At 72.2% G+C, this 20,723-nt stretch carries 15 protein-coding genes and 1 other RNA gene; 5 read left to right on the top strand and 11 right to left on the bottom strand.

Features of this window, described 5'->3' with window-relative positions; genetic code table 11:
- Nucleotides 1–30 precede the first annotated feature (30 nt).
- From ACV530_RS32980 to ftsE, 6 genes are all read right to left on the bottom strand, one after another.
- Nucleotides 31–1,281, bottom strand: a complete 1,251-nt coding sequence (locus tag ACV530_RS32980) for a hypothetical protein (protein WP_494336368.1) — start codon at nucleotides 1,279–1,281, stop codon at nucleotides 31–33.
- A 126-nt stretch (nucleotides 1,282–1,407) separates the two neighbouring features.
- Nucleotides 1,408–1,777, bottom strand: a transfer-messenger RNA (tmRNA) gene (ssrA, locus tag ACV530_RS32975).
- Nucleotides 1,778–1,872: 95 nt separating this feature from the next.
- Nucleotides 1,873–2,373, bottom strand: coding sequence for an SsrA-binding protein SmpB (gene smpB / locus ACV530_RS32970; RefSeq protein WP_494336367.1), 501 nt, complete (start codon nucleotides 2,371–2,373; stop codon nucleotides 1,873–1,875).
- An 18-nt stretch (nucleotides 2,374–2,391) separates the two neighbouring features.
- A complete protein-coding gene (locus ACV530_RS32965; RefSeq protein ID WP_494336366.1) occupies nucleotides 2,392–3,573 on the bottom strand; it encodes a S41 family peptidase in 1,182 nt (393 codons plus the stop codon).
- Between the two features lie 94 nt (nucleotides 3,574–3,667).
- Complete coding sequence (gene ftsX, locus ACV530_RS32960) at nucleotides 3,668–4,579, bottom strand: permease-like cell division protein FtsX (protein ID WP_494336365.1); 912 nt, start codon at nucleotides 4,577–4,579, stop codon at nucleotides 3,668–3,670.
- 19 nt (nucleotides 4,580–4,598) lie between these two features.
- Entirely contained in the window at nucleotides 4,599–5,288 is a 690-nt protein-coding gene (gene ftsE, locus ACV530_RS32955) for a cell division ATP-binding protein FtsE (protein ID WP_494336364.1), read from the bottom strand.
- 295 nt (nucleotides 5,289–5,583) lie between these two features.
- On the opposite strand from ftsE, the gene ACV530_RS32950 reads away from it, so the two are divergent.
- A complete protein-coding gene (locus ACV530_RS32950) occupies nucleotides 5,584–5,778 on the top strand; it encodes a hypothetical protein (protein WP_494336363.1) in 195 nt (64 codons plus the stop codon).
- Between the two features lie 121 nt (nucleotides 5,779–5,899).
- On the opposite strand, the gene ACV530_RS32945 is transcribed toward ACV530_RS32950, so the two are convergent.
- From ACV530_RS32945 to ACV530_RS32930, 4 genes are all read right to left on the bottom strand, one after another.
- Nucleotides 5,900–6,655: a hypothetical protein gene (locus ACV530_RS32945; RefSeq protein WP_494336362.1), complete on the bottom strand. Its 756-nt coding sequence runs from the start codon at nucleotides 6,653–6,655 to the stop codon at nucleotides 5,900–5,902.
- 219 nt (nucleotides 6,656–6,874) lie between these two features.
- Nucleotides 6,875–7,981 carry a peptide chain release factor 2 gene (prfB, locus tag ACV530_RS32940; protein ID WP_494336361.1) on the bottom strand — a complete coding sequence of 369 codons (1,107 nt, stop codon included), beginning with the start codon at nucleotides 7,979–7,981 and terminating at the stop codon, nucleotides 6,875–6,877.
- Between the two features lie 74 nt (nucleotides 7,982–8,055).
- A complete protein-coding gene (locus ACV530_RS32935) occupies nucleotides 8,056–9,372 on the bottom strand; it encodes a serine/threonine-protein kinase (RefSeq protein ID WP_494336360.1) in 1,317 nt (438 codons plus the stop codon).
- 218 nt (nucleotides 9,373–9,590) lie between these two features.
- Entirely contained in the window at nucleotides 9,591–11,348 is a 1,758-nt protein-coding gene (locus ACV530_RS32930; RefSeq protein ID WP_494336359.1) for a serine/threonine-protein kinase, read from the bottom strand.
- Between the two features lie 506 nt (nucleotides 11,349–11,854).
- Between ACV530_RS32930 and ACV530_RS32925 the strand changes: the two genes are divergently transcribed.
- From ACV530_RS32925 to ACV530_RS32910, 4 genes are all read left to right on the top strand, one after another.
- Complete coding sequence (locus tag ACV530_RS32925; protein WP_494336358.1) at nucleotides 11,855–15,022, top strand: FtsK/SpoIIIE domain-containing protein; 3,168 nt, start codon at nucleotides 11,855–11,857, stop codon at nucleotides 15,020–15,022.
- A 205-nt stretch (nucleotides 15,023–15,227) separates the two neighbouring features.
- Nucleotides 15,228–16,631, top strand: coding sequence for an ABC transporter substrate-binding protein (locus ACV530_RS32920; protein WP_494336357.1), 1,404 nt, complete (start codon nucleotides 15,228–15,230; stop codon nucleotides 16,629–16,631).
- A gap of 13 nt (nucleotides 16,632–16,644) precedes the next feature.
- Complete coding sequence (locus tag ACV530_RS32915) at nucleotides 16,645–18,003, top strand: carbohydrate ABC transporter permease (RefSeq protein ID WP_494336356.1); 1,359 nt, start codon at nucleotides 16,645–16,647, stop codon at nucleotides 18,001–18,003.
- The gene (locus ACV530_RS32910; RefSeq protein ID WP_494336355.1) at nucleotides 18,000–18,881 is read left to right on the top strand and encodes a carbohydrate ABC transporter permease; all 882 of its coding nucleotides are present in this window, start codon (nucleotides 18,000–18,002) and stop codon (nucleotides 18,879–18,881) included. Before ACV530_RS32915 ends, ACV530_RS32910 begins: the two co-directional genes overlap by 4 nt.
- Before the next feature lie 206 nt (nucleotides 18,882–19,087).
- On the opposite strand, the gene ACV530_RS32905 is transcribed toward ACV530_RS32910, so the two are convergent.
- Complete coding sequence (locus ACV530_RS32905; RefSeq protein WP_494336354.1) at nucleotides 19,088–20,638, bottom strand: glycosyltransferase family 39 protein; 1,551 nt, start codon at nucleotides 20,636–20,638, stop codon at nucleotides 19,088–19,090.
- Nucleotides 20,639–20,723 lie beyond the last annotated feature (85 nt).

Below are 20,723 nucleotides of genomic sequence, written 5' to 3'. Positions count from 1 at the left end.
GCATCCGCCACTCCCTACTCAGCAGGCGTACTACTCGGCAGGCGTACGCGGCCTGCGCACCCGGCGGAGGACCAGCACGCCGCCCACAGCCGCCACGGCCAGCGCGCCCGCACCCGCGAGCGCCGCGATGGTGCCGGCGTCACCGCCCCCGGAGTCCTTCTTGTCCGCAGCCTTCTCCGCAGCCTTCTGCGCCGCTTGCTCCGCGGCCTTCTCCGCCGCCGGGGCCATGCGATCGCCCGCGTTCATGACGAGGAGCTGCTCGGTCTTCCTCACCCGGCCGTGGTGGCTGACCACGGTGACCGGGTACTCCCCGGGCCCCAGGCCCTTGCGGATGCGCGCGGGACCGTAGAAGCGCGGGTCGTCGCCGTCACCGGCCTTGCTGTCGTCGCGCTTGAGCCGCACCGGGTGCTCGAAGGCCGGAGAGGTGGCCGTCAGGTGCTCCTCCTCCCCCGGATCGGGTGAGGCATCGCGCCACAGGACGTTGACGGTCCCGCCCGCGTCCACCCGGTGCCCCCGGGTACGGGCCGAGTCGGGGCGGCCCGAGGAGGTGTAGAAGGCCGGGCCGCGCGCCCGTCCCACGTAGTCGCTGTCCCCCGGCTCGGCGGCCCCGACCGCCAGCGCCTTCTCCTTGAGCGTCCGGCCGTGCCCGTCGGTGAGCCTGACCTTGTACGTGCCGTCCTTGGCGTCACGGGGCAGGGTCACGAGCCCGGAGAACATGCGGGGGTTGTTCCAGTGGCTGCCCTTCGGGTCGTGGGCCAGCCGCACCGGGGCGGAGAAGACGGGCGACTCGGCGGTGAAGGACTCGCCCTTCTCGCCGGGGTACAGATCGTCGAACCAGACCCCGAACTCCTCGCCCGGCCGCACCACGTCACCGGGCGTGGTCACCTGGAACGTCGGCCGCTGCGAGGCCTTGACCTCCACCCGGTCCTCGCCCACGACCCGCCCGCCGGCGCGGACGGTCAGCGGGTACGACCCGGGCCTGACCTGCATGCCGACCGCCGGGCGGCCATGGTGCCCCCGGCCCTCGGACGGGCTCTGCCCGGCATAGGGGGTGAGCCGCACCGGGCGGGGGAAGACCGGCGAGGACACGGTCACCTCGCCCTTGGCACCCTGCACATCGATGTCGATCAGCTCGCCGGGCCGGTTGTCGTAGGCGCCGTTGAGCAGCACGTGCACACCGTCGCCGCCGCCGCTGCTGTCGTCGGCGGACGCGGTGGCACCGCCCGTCAGCAGCAGTGCACCCGCACCCGCCGCGACCGCGGCCGTCCGTGTCCAGTTCATGGCGCCACCCCCTTCAGTCACCGGGTAAGAGGGCCGGTCCGGCCCGTCGGTTGCGCGCCTTCGGTCGCGCGTACGGCAAAGGCCCCACCGCCGAGAGCGGTAGGGCCTCTGTCTCACATGGGATATGAGTGGAGATGGCGGGAATCGAACCCGCGTCCAACGGTGCAGAATCAGGGCTTCTCCGAGCGCAGTCCGCTGCGATTTTCTCAGCCCCGGAGATCACACGGACAAGTCTCCGACGGGCTCAGTCACTGTTTGATTTCCCTCCGGACCCCGTGACCGGGTCTAGAGGTTTAGTTCCCTAGCTGATGCCAGGATCCGGGTCGGGAACAGCCCCGGGCTGACACTTCGCAAGTCGCTACTTAGGCAGCGAGGGCGAAGGAATCGCGCTTGGTGTTGGCGATTATTGGTTGCGACATATGGTTTACGAGATCATTGCCGCTTCCTCGGCTCGCTTCCCCTGCTTCGACATCCGCTGTCGAAACCGATCATCCCCATGTTGTTTTTTCAAGGTGCGCACCCACCGGGGGTGTGCAGTGGCCATCGTACGTGACCGACGACGCCGCGTGCCAGCGAATTCCCTCCCGGGGGCTACCGGACGGCCTTCTCCCGCTGACGCCTGCGGGCCGACGCGATGGCGCGGTCCGACTCACGGCGGTCCTGCTTCTCGCGCAGGGTCTGCCGCTTGTCGTACTCCTTCTTGCCCTTGGCGAGGGCGATCTCGACCTTCGCCCGGCCGTCCTTGAAGTAGAGCGAGAGCGGCACGATGGTGTGGCCCGTCTCGTCCGCCTTGGACGCCAGCTTGTCGATCTCCTCGCGGTGCATCAGCAGCTTGCGCCTGCGGCGCGCGGTGTGGTTGGTCCACGTGCCCTGGCTGTACTCGGGGATGTGGACGTTGTGCAGCCACGCCTCGCCGCCGTCTATCTGCACGAAACCGTCCACCAGCGAGGAACGGCCCTGGCGCAGGGACTTGACCTCGGTGCCGGTCAGCACCATCCCGCACTCATAGGTGGTGAGGATGTGGTAGTCGTGCCGTGCCTTCTTGTTCTGCGCGACGAGCTTGCGACCCGGCTCTTTCTGTTGCTTTCCCATGATGCGGCCATTCTCGCACTACGACCCCGCTCCGAGGCCACTCAATACTGCGCGGGCCCGGGGCTCCGCATCGCCCTCGACGACCACGTCGGGAGTGATGCCGCGGCCGTCGACGGCACGCCCGCCGGGGGTGCGGTAGTGGCCCACGGTCCGCTCGGCGACCGAGCCCCCGGCGAGCCTGCTGGGCATCTGCACGGAGCCCTTGCCGAAGGTCCGCGAGCCCACAAGGACGGCACGGCCGCGGTCCTGGAGAGCACCGGCGAGCAGCTCGCCGGCGCTCATGGTGCCGCCGTCGACGAGGACGACGAGCGGACGCCTCGTGTCCCCGCCCGGCTCCGCCTCCAGCGTTTTCCGGGCGCCGTCCACGTCGTACGTGGCGACGAGGCCGCCGTCGAGGAAGGCCGAGGCGGTCGTGGCGGCCTCGGTGACCAGGCCGCCGGAGTTGCCGCGCAGGTCGAGCAGGACGCCCTCGCCGGGCGCCGCCCCCCGTACCGTCTCCTCCACCCGCGAACCGGTGCCCCGGGTGAAGGAGCCCACCTTGATCCGCGTGGCGGCCGCCCCGCCCTCGCGGTACCGGTCCGCGACGACGTTCTCGGCGGTCAGCCGTTCGCGGCGCAGCGTCCGCAGCACCCCCCGGCCGCCGCGGAAGAGCCGGAGCCGTACGGGCGTGCCGGGCGCGGCCTCCTCGCCCCCGAAGTCGCCGCGCAGCCGGGAGACGACCTCGGTCACGGGGCGGCCGGTCATCGGTACGTCGTCGACGGCCGTCAGCCGGTCGCCCGCCTCGATCCCGGCGCGGTCGGCGGGGCCGTCGGGCTGGACGCCGTCGATCTCGATGCGGCCGTCGGAGGTGCGGCGCACGGAGAGGCCGACGCCGATGTACGCGCCGTCGAGGGCGCGCTCGAAGCCCTCGTACTCGCGGGCGCTGTAGACCGCGCTCCACCGGTCGCCGCTGCGGCTGGCCGGGTCGGCCCCGGGCTGCGCGCCGTTCTTGCCGTCCCGCGCGCCCGGCTCCGCGGCGTCCACGGCGCGCGGGGCGTCCTCTGCACGCGCCGCGGGGGCGGCGAACGGACGGCGGGCGGTGCCGTCCGTACCCCAGGAGCCGGCGGCGGCTCCCGTCGCCAGCACACTGGCGAACACCAGCGTCAGCGCCGCGCCGTGGCGGACACGGCGCTGCGGGACGAACAGTCTCGGGCCGGGCATGCGCGAGAGTGTAGGCCACCGACGCGCCATACAGGGGGAGTTGACGGTGCGGCGGCCTCCGGGCCGACCGCACTGTCGGACTATTTCCGGTGTTTCAGACCTTGAGGTACTTCCGGAGGGCGGCGAAGGCGGCCAGCGCGGGCATCAGCAGGCCGACGGCCAGCACCAGCGGCAGCTTGGACAGGACCGAGCCCCAGCCGATGAACTTGACCACCTCGATGTGGTGGGCGAGCCAGTCCTCGACGAGGAAGCGCTGGCCGCAGACCAGCATCACGCAGGCGAGGGTCGCGCCGAGCAGGCCGGCGACGGCGGCCTCCATGATGAACGGGATCTGGATGTAGAAGCTGGAGGCGCCGACCAGCCGCATGATCCCCGTCTCGCGGCGGCGGCTGAACGCGGAGACGCGGACCGTGTTGACGATCAGCATGAGCGCGACGACGAGCATCAGCGCCATCACGCCGAGTGCCGCGATGTTCATGCCGTTGAGCAGGTTGAAGAGGGGTTCGAGGGTGTCCTTCTGGTCCTGCACCTCGGCCACGCCGGGCCGTTGGGCGAAGGCGCTCGTGATGACCTTGTACTGGGTGGGGTCCTTGAGCTTGACGCGGTAGGACTCCTGCATCTGGTCGGGCGTCAGATAGCCGGCGAGGGGACTCCTGCCGAACTGCTCCTTGTAGTGCTTGAGCGCCTCGTCGACCGACTCGAACTGGACGTTCTTGACGATCTGCATCTTGTCCAGGTCGGCCTTGACCTGCTTCTTCTGGTCCTCGGTGACCGCGCCCTTGGCACAGCTGGGCGTGGTCTGGGCGTCGGACTTGTTGCAGAGGAAGACCGAGACGTCGGCCTTGTCGTACCAGTAGCTCTTCATCGAGCTGACCTGCTCGCGCATGAGCAGCGAGCCGCCGAAGAGGGCCAGCGACAGGGCGACGGAGACGATCACCGCGAAGGTCATCGTGAGATTGCGGCGGAGACCGACGCCGATCTCCGACAGAACGAACTGGGCGCGCATGGCGTTCTCTCAGTGCCTTTCAGTGCTGGTAGCCGTAGACGCCGCGCGACTGGTCGCGCACGAGACGGCCCTGTTCGAGCTCGATGACGCGCTTGCGCATCTGGTCCACGATCTGCTGGTCGTGGGTGGCCATGATGACCGTGGTCCCGGTGCGGTTGATCCGGTCGAGCAGTTTCATGATGCCGACGGAGGTCTGCGGGTCGAGGTTGCCGGTCGGCTCGTCGGCGATCAGCAGCAGCGGCCTGTTGACGAACGCGCGGGCGATGGCCACGCGCTGCTGCTCACCGCCGGAGAGCTCGCCGGGCATCCGGCCCTCCTTGCCGCCCAGCCCCACCAGGTCGAGCACCTGCGGCACCGCCTTGCGGATCTCGCCGCGCGGCTTGCCGATGACCTCGAGGGCGAAGGCGACGTTCTCGGCGACCGTCTTGGTGGGCAGCAGCCGGAAGTCCTGGAACACCGTGCCCAACTGGCGTCGCATCTGCGGCACTTTCCAGTTGGACAGCCTGGCCAGGTCCTTGCCGAGCACGTGCACCTGGCCGTGGGTGGCCCGCTCCTCGCGCAGCATGAGCCGCAGGAAGGTGGATTTGCCGGATCCCGAGGAGCCGACGAGGAAGACGAACTCGCCCTTCCCGATCTCGAGCGAGACGTCTCGGAGCGCCGGACGGTTCTGCTTCGGGTAGGACTTGGAGACGTTGTCGAATCGGATCACGAGTGCACCACGCGTCGACCTGGAGAGCGGCACGGAACGCCGCGATTCGCGGCGTCCGTCGGTGTGCGTGACCATACGCGAACGACGCGTGCACGCGCAGTCGGCATCCTGTGTTGGCGCGTTTATTACCGCCATCATCGGGGACAAACCGAGCACAATCGGGGCGCTGCCCCGGGAACCGGGGACCGGCCGCGCCGAACGGCGGGAAAGCTGGCACAGTGGTAGGGGGAACCGCACGGGCAGAAGGAACCGCACGGCTCTCCTACGCGTTGGACGTACCGGAGGAGGAAATCGCATGACATGCGACCGACTGGTGTGCGCCAACTGCGCGGCCCCGGTCAGCGAGGGCAGGTGCCCCGTCTGCCGGGCGAGCCGTGAGCGGCTGCAGCACCAGGAAGGCATCTTCGCCGGGCTGACCCCGGCCGCACTGGTGGCGCTGCTCGTGGCGCTGCTCACGGTGGCCGTGCTCGCCCGCAGCTTCGCCGCGTAGAGAGCCGCTGACAGAGAGCCACTGACAGAGAGCCACTGACGAAAACGTTCAAGGCCCGGAGCCGTGCGCTCCGGGCCTTGCGGTTTTTCTCGGGGCGGCTTTTCTCAGGCCGCGGTGTTTCTCAGGCTGCGGTGTTGCGGTTCATCAGGCGGGGCAGCAGCCGGAAGCCGATGCCGCCCGCGATCATCGTCGCGGCGCCGGTCACGAGGAACGTGGTCTGGCCGGCACCGGTCTGGGCCAGCTCCTCCTTCGGCTTGGCCTGCTGCACCGGCTTGGCGCCGGCATTGTCGGTGCCGGTGTTGCAGTTGCCACTGTTGGTGTCCACCGGGCAGGCCTTGCCGTTGTCACCGGTGTTGCCGGTGCTGTCCGAGGGGGACGTGCTCGGCTGGGGCGAGGGGTTGTCCGTCGGGTTCGAGGTCGGGTTCGACGTCGGCTCGCCCGTCGGGCCCTGCGTGGGCTCGTGGGTGGGCTCGTGCGTCGGGACCTGCGTGGGCTCGTGAGTCGGCTCGTGGGTCGGCTCGTGAGTGGGGTCCTGAGTCGGCTCGTGAGTCGGCTCGTGGGTGGGATCCTGCGTGGGCTGCGGGATCGTCGGCTCGTCCGTCGGCGCCTTCGTCGGGTCGGACGTCGGCTCCGGCCCCTGCGTCGGCTCGTTCGTCGGCTGCGGGATCGAGGTCGGCTCGTGCGTCGGAGGAGCCGTCGGGTCGTCGGCCGAATCGGTCACGACGTGCTCGCCGTTGACCTGGGTCTTCGACAGGCCGTCCAGCGGAACGTCCACACCGGCGGCCGCGGCCGCACCCGCGGCCGTCAGCGAAGCGCCCGCGACTATCACCGCGCCCGCGGCGATCCGGGCCGCACGCAGCCTCGTCTTCTTCGTCATCTGCCTGCTACCCCCAGTAGCTGGTCGTCAATGGAACAGCCATGCACAGGGTCGTGGCGCTTCAGGGGGCCGCGTTCACCTCAACTCCGGCTCACAGCCGGGCCGCTCCCCCCGCCACACGCACCCCAATGATGCGCATGCCGCCCGCCAGCCTTACGAGTTTTCAGGGACGCGTCAAGGCAGATCCGGGCCCTATGTCCGGATCTGCCGAGAAATGATCTACTTTTCCTGCTGCTTGCGCCAGCGGATTCCGGCTTCCAGGAAGCCGTCGATGTCACCGTCGAGGACCGACTGCGGGTTGCCGACCTCGAACTCGGTACGCAGGTCCTTGACCATCTGGTAGGGGTGCAGGACGTACGAACGCATCTGGTTGCCCCAGGAGTTGCCGCCGTCGCCCTTGAGCGCGTCCATCTTCGCCTGGTCCTCCTGGCGGCGCCGCTCGAGCAGCTTGGCCTGGAGGACGTTCATCGCGGTCGCCTTGTTCTGGATCTGCGAGCGCTCGTTCTGGCAGGAGACGACGATGCCGGTCGGGATGTGCGTCAGGCGCACCGCCGAGTCGGTGGTGTTGACGCCCTGGCCGCCGGGGCCGGAGGAGCGGTAGACGTCCACGCGCAGGTCGGACTCGTCGATCTCGACGTGGTCGGTCTGCTCGACGACCGGCAGCACCTCGACGCCCGCGAAGGAGGTCTGGCGGCGGCCCTGGTTGTCGAACGGCGAGATGCGCACCAGGCGGTGCGTGCCCTGCTCGACGGAGAGGGTGCCGTAGGCGTACGGCACCTGCACGGCGAAGGTGGTCGACTTGATGCCGGCCTCTTCGGCGTACGACGTCTCGTAGATCTCGGTCTTGTAGCCGTGGCGCTCGGCCCAGCGCAGGTACATGCGCTGCAGCCGCTCGGCGAAGTCGGAGGCGTCGACGCCGCCGGCCTCGGCACGGATGTTGACGACCGCCTCGCGCGCGTCGTACTCGCCGGAGAGGAGGGTACGGACCTCCATCTCGTCGAGCGCCTTGCGGACCGCGCCCAGCTCGGTCTCGGCCTCGGCGAGGGTGTCGGCGTCGCCCATCTCCTCGGCGAGCTCGAAGAGCACCGCGAGGTCGTCGATGCGGCCGCGCAGCGACTCGGTCTTGCGCAGCTCGGCCTGGAGGTGGGACAGCTGACTCGTGATCTTCTGTGCCGCCTCCGGGTCGTCCCAGAGGGAGGGGGCGGCCGCCTGCTCCTCGAGCACGGCGATGTCGGCCCTCATCTTCTCGAGGTCCAGAACGGCCTCGATCGACCCCATGGTCGAGGAGAGGGACTTCAGCTCTTCGGATACATCAACGACTGCCACGCAACCAGCGTAACCGCTGCACGGGGCGCCCAGATACCTCCTATGTGCGCCCCGGCGCACCCACCGGCCGCACCCTAGGGGCCGTTGCCCGGCTCGGGTTCGGTGCGGTGGACGCCCGGCTTGGCGTCGTCCGAGCCGTGGCCCGTGGCGAACCAGCCGCCCACCCCGGCGGCCGCGACCAGGGCCACCGCCGCCGCGCCCAGCTTGATGCGGCGGCTCCGGGTGGCCTCCGCGGACAGGCGGTGGCGGGCGGAGCCCGCCCGGCGCTCGCCCGGGGTGCGGGGCGCCCGCGCGGTGCCGTGCGCACCGCCGGCGAGCTCCTCCGGGCCGGGCACGCGCATGCTCGTGTGGGTGTCGCGGCTGGAGTCGAAGGCCGGGGTGGGGACGAGCGGCACCGCGCCCCACCGGCGCGGCTCGGGTGCCGCCGCGGCCGTGGCCGCGGGGTCGTACGCGCCCTCGCGCCCGTCCCCGCCCGGCTCGGCGTACGCGCCCGGCTCGTCGATGTCGAGCGGCGGGATCCCGGCCAGTCCCGGCAGCAGCTCGCGCAGCCGGGCCCCCACCTCGGACGCGCGCAGCCGCGACGCGGGCGCCTTGGCGAGGCACTGGACGACGAGCTGCCACAGCTCGTCGGGGATGCCCGGCAGCGGTGCCACGGTCTCGGTGACGTGCCGCCGCAGGACCGCGCCGGGGTGGCCGCCGCCGAACGGCGTGAAGCCGGCGAGCAGCTCGTAGAGCACGGTCGCCAGGGCGTAGACGTCGACGGAGGCACGCGGTGGCAGGCCCTCGATGATCTCGGGGGCGAGGTAGTCGGGCGTGCCGATGACGCTGCGCGGGCCCGGCGTGCGGCCGGCCGGGGCGCCGGGCGTGGTGGACGGGCGCTCGCGGCCGGGGCGCGGGGAGTCGACGAGCCGGGCGATGCCGAAGTCGGTGAGCAGCGCGGGGTGGGCGCCGCCCGGGCCGAGCGGGCCCTGCATGTCGAGGAGGACGTTCTCCGGCTTGACGTCGCGGTGCACGATCCCGGCCGCGTGCGCGGCGGCCAGGCCGTCGGCGACGTCCGCGACGATGGCGACGGCGGCCTCCGGCGCCAGGCGGCGCTCGCGGTCGAGCCGGGTGCGCAGGTCCGTGCCGCGGATGAGATCCATGACCAGGGCGAGGTCCGCGCCGTCCACGACCAGGTCGCGGACGCCCACCACGTGCGGGTGGTCCAGGCCGAGCAGGGCGGCGCGTTCCTGGACGAACCGGCCGACGAGCTCCTGGTCGGAGGCGAGGTCCTCGCGCAGGAGCTTGATGGCGACCGGGCCCTCGGGCCCCTCGCCGAGCCACACGGTGCCGGCGCTGCCGCGGCCGAGGACCTGGTGGGCGGTGTACCGGCTGCCGATCTTCCGTGCCAAGACTCTTCCCCGACTCCTCCGACATCCGACGGCGCGGCCATCCCCTCGGCCGCACCGGCGACCAAACTACGCGGCCGGGGGGATGTCAGGTGGACTGACCAGTGCCAATCTTCACTTCTCCGGCAGAAAACACCCCCCGGATGCGCGAAGGCAACCGAGTTGTGCTCGATCCCTACCGGTCCCTCACCGATTGCTTCCGGTGCTCCCGGTGTTCCCGGTCACTTCCCGGATCCGGAGCCCAGGCTGGAGGCCCAGTCCTTGATGCTCGAGTACCAGTGCTTGGTCGCGTCCCAGAAGTTCCTGCCGTCGGCGATCCACTCCTTGAGCGGGGTGAACTGCCAGACCGCCCAGCCCGCGATGACCAGGATGACGATCATGAACAGACAGCCCTTGAGGCAGCCGAGCCCCGGGATGCGCATGGGGTTCGCGCTGCGCTGCCGCTGCCGTGGTTCCCGGCGCGACTCCCGGCGCGGAGCGGGCTCCGGCTCGGGCGCGTAGTGCTGGGGTTGCGGCTGGGGCTGGGGCGGCTGCTGGTAGCGCGGCGGCTGCGCCTGGCGGGCGCGCTGCGGTGCGTACGGCAACTGCTGAGGCTGCTGGTACTGCTGCTGCCCATAGGGCTGCTGCTGGGGCTGCGGCGCGTACTGCTGCTGAGGCTGCTGGTACTGCTGCTGGTACCCCGGCGGCGGCTGGGCGGGCCCGGGGCGCCGCGTGGGGCGGCGGCGCAGCGGGTCCTCGCTCGGGTCGAGATGCTGGACCTGCGTCTGGTCGTTGCGGTCGCGGGCGGCGCGCAGCTGGGTCTGCCACGGGTGCGGGCCGTCGGCCTGCTGCTGCTCCGGCGGGACGGGCGGCATGGCCCGGGTGGGGTCCGCGCCGCCGTACGGGCCGGAGCCCGCGGGCATGACCTGGGTCGGGCCCGCGCCGGGGCCCGCGGGGGTGTTGGGCAGCACGCTGGTCGCGGCGTTCGGGTCGTATCCGAGGGCCCCGCCGCCCGTCGACGGCAGCACCTGGGTGGGGTCGGCGTCGCCGGTGCCGCCCGCCTGGCCGGTGCCGGGCACCGTGGCCGGCTGCGGGTCGGGGGCGAGCAGGGCGCCGACACCGAGGGCGGCCTCGGCCTGCTCGGGGCTCGCGTGCACGCCGACGCCCGCGGCGACGACGCGCAGGGCTCGGGCGAGGTTCTCGGCGCTCGGCCGCTCCTCGGGCCGCTTGCGCAGGCAGCGCTCTATGACCGTCCACAGCGGCTCGGGGATGGTGGTGGGGCGCCTCGGCTCGGCGCTGAGGTGCTGGTGGAGCACCTCGAGGGCGGTCGCGCCGGCGAACGGCGGACGTCCGGTGACCAGCTCGTACAGCAGGATGCCGGCGCCGTAGATGTCGACGGCCGAGGTCTGCGGACGGCCCTCGGCGGACTCGGGCGCGACGTAGGCGGGGGTGCCGACGAACTCGTGGGTGCGGGTGAGACCGGGCGAGTCCGCGAGGCGGGCGATGCCGAAGTCGGTGAGCATCGGGTGCATCTGCCCGCCGGCGTCCCGCAGGAGCACGTTCGCGGGCTTGAGGTCGCGGTGCACGACGCCGTCGGCGTGGCTCGCGGCCAGGGCGTCGGCGATCTGCGCGGTGAGCAGGGCCGCAGCCACGGGGGTGAACGGGCCGTTCTCGCGCAGGTAGCGGTGCAGGTCCGGGCCGTCGACCAGGTCCATGACGAGCGCGAGCAGGTCGCCCTCGACGACGAGGTCGCGGGTGCGGACGATGTTGGGGTGGGTGAGCCGCAGGAGCACGGAGCGCTCGCGCAGGAAGCGCATGACGACGTCCGCGTCGTTCGCGAGCTCCTCCTTGAGGACCTTGATCGCGACGGTCTCGCCCGGCTGCCCGGTCACGGCGGCTTCCGCTCCGGCCGCCTCTCTCTGGCGGGCTCGCCAGACGGTGCCCGTGGCTCCGCGCCCGAGCGGCTCCTCGAGCAGGTATTTACTGCCTACCGGCCGCACGTCATGCGCTCCCTGGTCGTCATCCTGTGAAGGTCGTCATCTTGTGAACCAAGCCGATGCAGGCCCCTTGCGTTGCCTGGCCTTCCGCCCACTGTAGTGCCGTCCCCCGGCCCACCGGATTGACACATTCGGGCAATGCGGCGGGGCTCTGGAGGAAGACGCGACTTCCGGACACTTGGTTGCCGCGGATACCTGCGGGACACCGGCAGAAATGGGCTGCCGCAGGTCAACCCCTGGAACAAATCAGCCATCACCCGGCCACTGCCGTCCCACCGCCGCCCGCGAACTGCCGCTTTCGCATCCTCGGATCGTCGGTCAAGATCACGAATTGGCCGTCGCCGGGCGCATTGTCGGTGGCAGGTGCGAGGATGCTCGCTGACACGGCGCGGCGGGGAGGACGGGGGCCCCGTGCTCCGTGGTGACCTGTACGTGCCGATGCGCTCGTGCGAGGTGGGGGAGGGGATCTCCCTGTCACGCACCGGGGCAGGAAGGGACTGTGGACGCCGATGCAGATCCGGCTGACCGTCCTCGGGCCGCTCGGCGGCCATGTCGCGCACTCCTGCGACGTGCTGGTGACCGCCCCGGCGGGGACCGCTCTCGCCGGGGTGGCGAGCGGTCTCGCCGCCGCCCTCGCGGCGGCGGGCTCCGACCTCGGCAGCGGTCCCGTCGTGCTCTACGCCGGGGCGGAGCGGCTGGACGCACAGCGCTGCGCGCTGGGCGAGCCGCCGCTGATCGACGGCGCCGTGCTCTCGCTGGGCGCCCCCGTCGATCCGGAGCGGCACGCGGGCGTGCCGCTGTCGGGTGTGCCGGAGGCGACCGCCCGGCTGCACGTGGTCTCCGGTCCGGATGCGGGCGGGGTGCACCTGCTGCACGGCGGCGAGGTCCGTATCGGCCGGTCCGCGTCGGCGGACATCCCGCTCGACGACCCCGATGTCTCCCGCCTGCACTGTGCGGTGACCCTCTCCGACGACGGCCGGGTGACCCTGCAGGACCTCGGCTCGACCAACGGCACCACGCTGGGCGGCACCCCGGTCGACGACCGGCCGGTCCCGTTCCGCCCGGGCCCCCTGCTCCGGGCCGGCGAGTCCGCGCTCACCCTGCACGGTGCGGACGAGAGCGCTCCGTACGCCTTGCCCACCACGCCGGACGGCGAGGGCCACCTGCGCGTCCCGCCCGCGGGCGCGGAGCCGGGCGGGTCAAGCGGCGCCGGGGCCGCGGGAGTTGCCGGGCAGGCGACGCCGACTGTCGTGGACGTCACGACGACGACCACCGGCACAGCGGTCTTCAACACCCCTCCGGCCACGTCCCTCCACGGCATCGCACCGGCGCAGGCCGCCGCGGCGACCGGCACGCACGGCGGGCGCGGCATCCCGCTGACCGGCGAGGAACCGGGCCACGGCGGCAAGCGCGGCCGCGGCATAGCGGCCTGGGCGCGCCGCCTCACCGGCGCGCGCGGCGGCGACCGGCGGGCGGAGGAAGCGGAGAGCGCCGAGGCCCCGCCGGTGAGCGAGCCCGGCTCCGAGACCACCGGCACGCAGCGCGTCCTCGCCACCGCGGCGGCCCTGCGCGAGCGCTGGCCGGACCCGGCGGCCGTGCTGCTGACGGCGCTCGGACCGGGCCCGCGGCTGTGGGAGCGCGGGCCGGACCACCGCGACCTGCTGACGGTCCGGCTGGGCACCGCCGACCGTTACGCCCCCGATCTGCCCAGCCGCAGCGGGCCGATGCAGTCGGTGCCGGTGACGGCCGGGCTGCGGCAGGCGGGTTCGCTCGGCCTGGCCGGGCCCCGCGCCCGGCTGTCCGGGCTGGCCCGGTCCGTCCTCGCCCAGCTGGCCGCGCTGCACTCCCCCGGCCTGCTGGAGTACGTCCTGATCAGCGCGGACCGCACGCGCAGCGCGGAGGAGCGGCAGGCGGAGTGGGCCTGGCTCGGCTGGCTGCCGCAGCTGCGCCCGGCGCACGGCCAGGACTGCCGGCTGCTGGTCGCGTACGACCGCGAGCAGGCGGTCTCCCGCACGGCCGAGCTCGTGCGCCGGCTGGACGACGGGCCGCTGGGCCCCGGCTGGGCCACCGCGCCGGCCGACGCGGTGGCGGCGGCCGCCGCGCAACACCGCGGCCCGTACACGGTGTTGATCGTGGACGGGGACCCCGGGTCGCCCCCGCTGCGCGAGACCGTCGCGCGGCTGGCCGTCGCCGGTGCGGCGGCGGGCATCCATCTCGTCTGCCTCGCGGACGCCCCGGCGACCACCCCCGCCTCGCCGGTCGCCGCCACGCTCGCCACCGCGGAGGCCGCCTCCCCGGGGTTCCCGCACTGCGGCACCGTGGGCCTGCTCAGCGGGGACGTGGCCACGGTGGTCCAGGTCATCCACCGCACCCCGGCCGCCATGGCGCAGCCGGGCGGCGGGGGCACGGTGATCGCGGCCGTCGACGCGGTGTCCGAGGCCTGGGCCGAGCGGTTCGCGCGCGCCCTGGCACCGCTGCGGCAGGCGGACACCGCGGACGAGCACGGCCAGGGCGGGCGCGTCGCCGCGCTCCCCCGCACCGCACGGCTGCTGGACGAACTCGGGCTCGCCCGGGCCACCCCCGCATCGCTGACCGCACGCTGGGCGGCCGCCCAGGACCAGGGCACGAGACCCGGCGGGCGGGCCGTCGCCGTGCTGGGTGCCGGGCCGCACGGCCCGCTCGCCGTGGACCTCGCGGCGGACGGCCCGCACCTGCTGGTGGAGGGCGGGGCCGGCAGCGGGAAGACCGAGCTGCTGCGGTCGCTCGCCGCGTCGCTCGCGGCGGCCGACCGGCCCGACCGGCTCTCCCTCGTCCTGGTCGACGGGGCGGCGGCCGAGCGCGGCGAGGGCCTGCGCGCCTGCACGGACCTGCCGCATGTGTCGACGTACCTCGCCGCCGCCGACCCCCTGCGCATGCGGGAGTTCGCGCAGGCGCTCAGCTTCGAACTCAAGCGCCGCGCCGAGCTGTTGGGGCTCCTCGACTTCTCCGCGTGGCACGCCCGGCAGACCTCCTCCGCGCCGAAGGTGGTGGCTCCCCGGCGCCCGCCGGAGCCCGCGACGGGCGATCTGGAGCCCGCCCCGACCGGCACCCTCCAGCTGCGCACGGCGCGGGACGACGGCCCCACGCGGACGGCGGAGAACGCCCTGCCCAGGCTCGTCGTCCTCGTCGACGACTTCGACGCCCTGGTCGCCCCGGCCCTGGGCAGCACGGGCCGCCCCGCGGCCGGTTCGGTCGTCCGGGCACTGGAGACCGTCGCGCGCGACGGTGCGCGGCTCGGCGTGCACCTGGTGGCCGCCTCCGGCCGCCCGGACCGTACGGCCGACACGGCGGCCGTCGAGCGGGCGGCCCTGCGGGCGACGCTCGAGATCGCGCCGCCGTCGGACGGGGGCACGGACGACGCGTCCGGCCGGCCCGCCCCGGGCCGCGGCATGCTGCGGCGGCCGGACGACAGCGCGCCGGTGCCCTTCCAGTCGGGCCGGGTCACCGGCCGCATCCCGCGCACGGCGACCCTGCGCCCGACCGTGGTGCCGCTCGACTGGCAGCGCATGGGCGACCCTCCCACCCGCCGCCCGCTGCGCGAGCTCGGCAACGGCCCGACCGACCTGGCGCTGCTCGCCAGCGCCCTCCAGCGCGCGGCCCAGTCGGCGGGTGCGCAGGCGGCCCCGCCGCTGCTGTGAAAGGACGGTGAAGGAGGGCGCACGAGCCCGTCCGATCCCCTGCCTGATCCAACATCACATCCCTGTCACGATCACCGTCTTGACAGGGACAGCGCCCTTGCGGGCACCCCGGCCCGGGCGTAGGACTGTCGCACGGAGGTGCAACCGAACGGCCTGACGGGTGCACATGTGGTGGCATCACCTCCGCACACGGGGAGGGACGGCAATGCGTACAGCTCTGTGGACGAGGCACGCGGCACGCAGCACAGCAGCGTTGCTCGCGGCGGGCGCCCTGGCGCTGACCGCGGCGGGCTGCGGCAGCGACGACAAGAAGGACGACGACGGCAAGGGCGGCGGCAGCAGCACGAGTTCCGCCGGGCAGGGCGCCTCGGACGCGATACCCAACACCGTCGGACTCCCCAGGCTGGACGGGCAGAAGCTCAAGGTCACCGCCGTCTGGACGGGTGCGGAGCAGAAGAACTTCACGAAGGTCCTCGACGAGTTCCACAAGCGCACCGGCGCCGAGGTGTCCTTCGTGCCCAGTGGGGACGACATGTCCGCCTTCATCGGCTCGAAGGTCGCGGGCGGCGACCCGCCGGACGTCGCCATGCTCCAACAGCCCGGCGTACTGCACGAGTTCGCGCAGAAGGGCTGGCTCAAGCCGCTGGGCGCCGATACCACCGCCGAGCTGAACAAGAACTTCGCGAAGGGCTGGCAGAACCTCGGCTCGTACCAGGGCAAGCAGTACGGCGTCTACTTCAAGACCAGCAACAAGTCCCTGGTCTGGTACAACACCAGGATTTTCGAGGCGGCGGGCGCGAAAGTGCCCACGACCTGGCCGGAGTTCCTCAAGACCGCGCAGACGATCGCCGATTACGGCGTCTCGCCGGTGTCGGTCGGCGGCGCCGACGGCTGGACGCTCACGGACTGGTTCGAGAACATCTACCTCTCCCAGGCCGGGCAGGAGAAGTACGACCAGCTCACCGTCCACAAGATCAAGTGGACGGACCCCTCGGTCAAGGACGCGCTGACCACGCTCGGCCAGCTCTTCGGCAAGAAGGAACTGCTCGCGGGCGGCAACGACGGAGCGCTGCAGACCCAGTTCCCCAACTCCGTCACCCAGACCTTCACCGGCGGGGACAAGGCGAAGGCCGCCATGGTCTACGCGGGCGACATCGCGGCCCCCAACATCACCGCCGCGAACGCGAAGATCGGTACGGACGCGAAGGTGTTCCCCTTCCCCAAGGTCGGCAGCACGGCACCGGTCGTCACGGCCGGCGACACGGGCGTGGCCCTCAAGGACGGGCGGGCGGCGCAGGCCCTGCTGACCTTCCTGGCCTCGCCGGACGCCGCGGCGATCTGGGCCCGGCAGGGCGGTTTCATCTCGGCCAACAAGAACCTGGACACGGCCCTGTACCCGGACGACGTGCAGCGGTCCATCGCCAAGGCCCTGGTGGCGGCGGGCGACGACTTCCGCTTCGACATGTCCGACCAGGCACCCGCCGCCTTCGGCGGCAAGCCGGGCCAGGGCGAGTGGAAGGACCTCCAGGACTTCCTGCGGAACCCGGCGGACGTGACGGGCACCCAGCAGAAGCTGGAGACCGACGCGGCCAAGGCGTTCAAGAACTGACGGGCCCGGACCGATGACCACCGCGACGGTGGGGGCCTCGGCGGGCCCCCCGGCACCGGTATCGGCGCCCGCATCCGCGAGGAAGCGCGGCATGCTCGGCACCCGGCCGTGGGTGGCGGCGTGTTTCCTGCTGCCGACCCTGGTGCTGCTAGGAGCGCTCGTCGTCTACCCGATCGGCTACTCCGTCTACCGCAGCTTCTTCGACGCTTCCGGCCATGGTTTCGCGGGTTTCGACAACTACCACGAGGTGTTCTCCGACGACCGGATCCGTACGGCTCTGAAGAACAATGTGATCTGGGTGATCGTCGCCCCGAGCATCGCCACTGCCCTCGGCTTGATCTTCGCGGTGCTGACCGAACGGGTGCGCTGGGGAACGGCGTTCAAGCTGATCGTCTTCATGCCGATGGCGATCTCGATGCTCGCGGCCGGGATCATCTTCCGGCTGGTGTACGAGCAGAACCCGGACCGCGGCGTCGCGAACGCGGTGTGGGTGAGCGTCCATGACACCTTCGCCGGGTCCGCCCCCTACCCCGGGGCGCATCCGCGGCCGACCGGGGACCTGGCGGCGAGCGGCGGCGGTGCGTTCACCACGCGCACGGCGGCCCGCGCGGGGACGCCGGCGGCGCTGCCGCTGGTGGCCGTACGGCCACAGGACGTGAGCGGCGCGAAGGACGCCGCCGAGGCCCGGGCGGTGCCGGGGAAGGTCACGGGTACGGTCTGGCTCGATTTCGTCCGGGGCGGCGGCGGTACGCCGGGGCGGGTCGGGCCGGGGAAGAAGGCCCTCGAGGGCGTCAGGGTCGAGGCGGTGCGCGACGGCCGCTCCGTGGCCTCGGCCACGACCTCCTCCGACGGCACGTTCACGCTGCCCGCGTCGGCGGACGGCGCCCAACTGCGCCTTCCCTCCTCGAACTTCGCCTCGCGCTACAACGGCGTCGAGTGGCTCGGCCCGTCGCTGGTCACGCCCTCCATCATCGGCGCGTACATCTGGATGTGGGCGGGCTTCGCGATGGTGCTCATCGCCGCCGGGCTGGCGGGCGTGCCGCGCGAACTCCTGGAAGCGGCCCGGGTGGACGGGGCGAACGAATGGCAGGTCTTCCGCCGGGTGACGGTGCCGTTGCTGGCGCCGGTGCTCGGCGTGGTCGTCATCACGCTGATGATCAACGTGCTGAAGATCTTCGACCTGGTCTACATCATCGCGCCCGGCTCGAGCCTCCCGGACGCGAATGTGCTGGCGCTCCAGCTCTATCAGTCCTCCTTCGGCACGGCCGTCAACCAGGGCGTCGGCAGCGCCATTGCCGTGCTGCTGCTGGTGCTGGTCACGCCGGTGGTGGTCGCGAACATCCGGCGCATGCGTAAGGAGCGGCGGCGATGACGTCTGCGGACACGGTCGTTCGGGCGAGGCGGAGTGTTCCCGCGCGGATAGCCTCCCGCCTCAGCGGGGGCGTCATGCGGCTCTTCCTGGTCGCGGTCGGGCTGTTCTGGCTGATGCCGACGGTCGGACTGCTGCTGTCCTCGCTGCGGGACAGGTCCGACATCGCGGCCTCCGGGTGGTGGAAGGTCTTCACCCACCCGGGACAGCTGACGACGTCGAGCTACGACGCCCTGTTCCACAACGACAAAGTCATGCACTCCCTGCTGACCACCGCCCTGATCACCGTGCCCGCCACGGTGCTGGTCATTCTGGTCGGGGCATTCGCCGGGTACGCGTTCGCCTGGCTCGAATTCCCGGGCCGGGACTGGTGGTTCATGGCGGTCGTTGGGCTGCTGGTGGTGCCGGTGCAGGTTGCGCTGATTCCGGTGGCGAAGCTGTTCAACGCGCTCGGCATCTTCGAGACGACGGCGGGTGTCGTCCTCTTCCATACCGCGTTCGGGCTGCCCTTCGCCATCTTCCTGCTGCGGAACTTCTTCGCGGAGATCCCGCGCGAACTGCTCGAGGCCGCACGGCTCGACGGGGCGGGTGAACTGCGGCTGTTCACGCGCGTCGTGCTGCCGCTGGGCGGTCCGGCGATCGCCTCGCTGGGGATCTTCCAGTTCCTGTGGGTGTGGAACGACATGCTGGTCGCCCTGATCTTCGCGGACAGCGGCAACCCGCCGATCACGGTGGCACTGCAGCAGCAGGTGCGGCAGTTCGGTGACAACGTGGACGTGTTGTCGTCGGGGGCGTTCCTCTCGATGGTGATTCCGCTGGCGGTCTTCTTCGCGTTCCAGCGGCAGTTCGTGAGCGGAGTGATGGCGGGGGCGGTGAAGTAGCGGTACGGGGGTGGAGGGAGTTGAGCCCCGGTCCCGCCCTCTCCCCGTCTCCTGGGGCTCCGCCCCAGACCCCGCTTGTCGCGGCTCCGCCGCGTTGCGGGGGCCAGGGGGCGTAGCCCCCGGATGCCGCGCGTCAGCGCGGTCCGGGGTCCGGGGGCGGAGCCCCGGGAAACGGTGAAAGGGCGGGACCGGGGCACGCCTCCCCCTCACCTCACCCCACACGCATACTCCGACACCGCCCCACCCCGCACAAACACCACAGACGACCGCACCTCCCGGCACGCCTCCCCCAACACCCTCACCTTCGCAACTTCCGCCCGCTGCGCGCGAAACCACCCACTCATCACCGAGCTCGTGTCCCACACCACCCACACCCGCTCCCGCGGCGAGAGCCGTGCCAGCCTGGCGCGGAGCTCTCCAGTCGGGACGTCCTCGCCGTAGAGCGTGCCGGAGGCGGACGGTGAACGCTTGAGCGTCAGGTCCCGCACGCCCGTGAAGGCGCGCGGATAGAAGAGGGCTATCCGCCGCTCGTAGTGCGGAAGGAACAGCACCGCATCACCGGGCGAGGCCACCCGCCCGAACACCGCCGCGACACGGGCCGGTTCGTCACCCCGGCTTGTCGGCAGGCGCTCGCGCTCCTGCAAGGGGAGCTGCCAGGCAAACGCCACGGCGACGGCCACCACACCAGACACCGCCACCACCCGCCGCCACGGCAGAAGCCCGAGCACCCGCTCCGCCCCGCCCGCGACCAGCAACGGCACCCCCGCAACGCAGAACAGCAGATACCGGTCGAGGAACAGCGGCTGCCGCTGCGACACCACATACAGCAGCACAGGCGGCACGAGTGCGAGCGGCAGCGCCACCGCGCTCAGCCGCAGCGGCCCGGTACGGGGCAGCGGCGCCACCACAGCCACTGCTATGAGCAACAGACAGGCGAACAACACCAGTTCACGAGGACCCGCAAACGCAAGGACGAGCCCCTTCGCCTCCGCATACCCCGGCTTCCTGATCCAGGACACCTGCTCGCTCTGCCGCTGCGACAGAACGGCCAGCGGGGCCAGCACCACGCAGGCCGCGACGGCCGCGCACCCCCACCCGCGCCAGACCCGCCACCGCACCCGCGACACCAGCAGCGTCACCGCATGCGTCGCAAGCAGCAGCACAGCGAACTCGTGCAGCAGCGCGGTGACCGCGACAACCGCGCCGTACCCGGCCCACCGCGCCACCGAACCCCGCTCGACTGCCGCCGGCAGCAGCCACGTCGCCAGTGCCGCCCCTGCCGCGACCAGCGCATAGGACCGGCCCTCCTGGGCGTAGTGGCCGACGAACGGCGTGACGGCGTAGAGCAGCCCGGCCCACAGACCCACCCGGGGGCGTGCCAGGCGGCAGCCGATGGCGCCGACCAGTCCGGCGGTGGCCGCGGCGGCCAGGACGGACGGCAGGCGCAGCACGACCTCGTCGGCCCGCACGGCCAGGACGGCGTGCATCAGCACGTAGTACAGGCCGTGCACGGCGTCGACATGCTCGAGCAGCCGTCCGATCCCGGTGAGGGAACGGCGGGCCACCTGGAACGTGGCCCCCTCGTCGCGCCACATCGTGCCCCGGTCCAGGCCCCACAGGCCGAGCGCGAGCATGACGGCCGCGGGCACCAGCACCGCGGCGGCCATGGGAGCCCTGGGGCGCGACGGCTCCACCGCGGCAGCAGGAGCGCCGCGAGCGCGATCCGTCAACGCGGCCCGCAGACGAGTCGCCCCCATGTCCGTCCCCTCCCATGCCGTTCGGCCGCACTTCGTGCAACCAGCCCGAGAATGCACCGATTAGCCATACTTAGCGGATAAAAAT

This window comes from Streptomyces sp. SX-6, from assembly GCF_059089585.1.
This window is presented reverse-complemented; position numbering and strand designations above follow the sequence as displayed.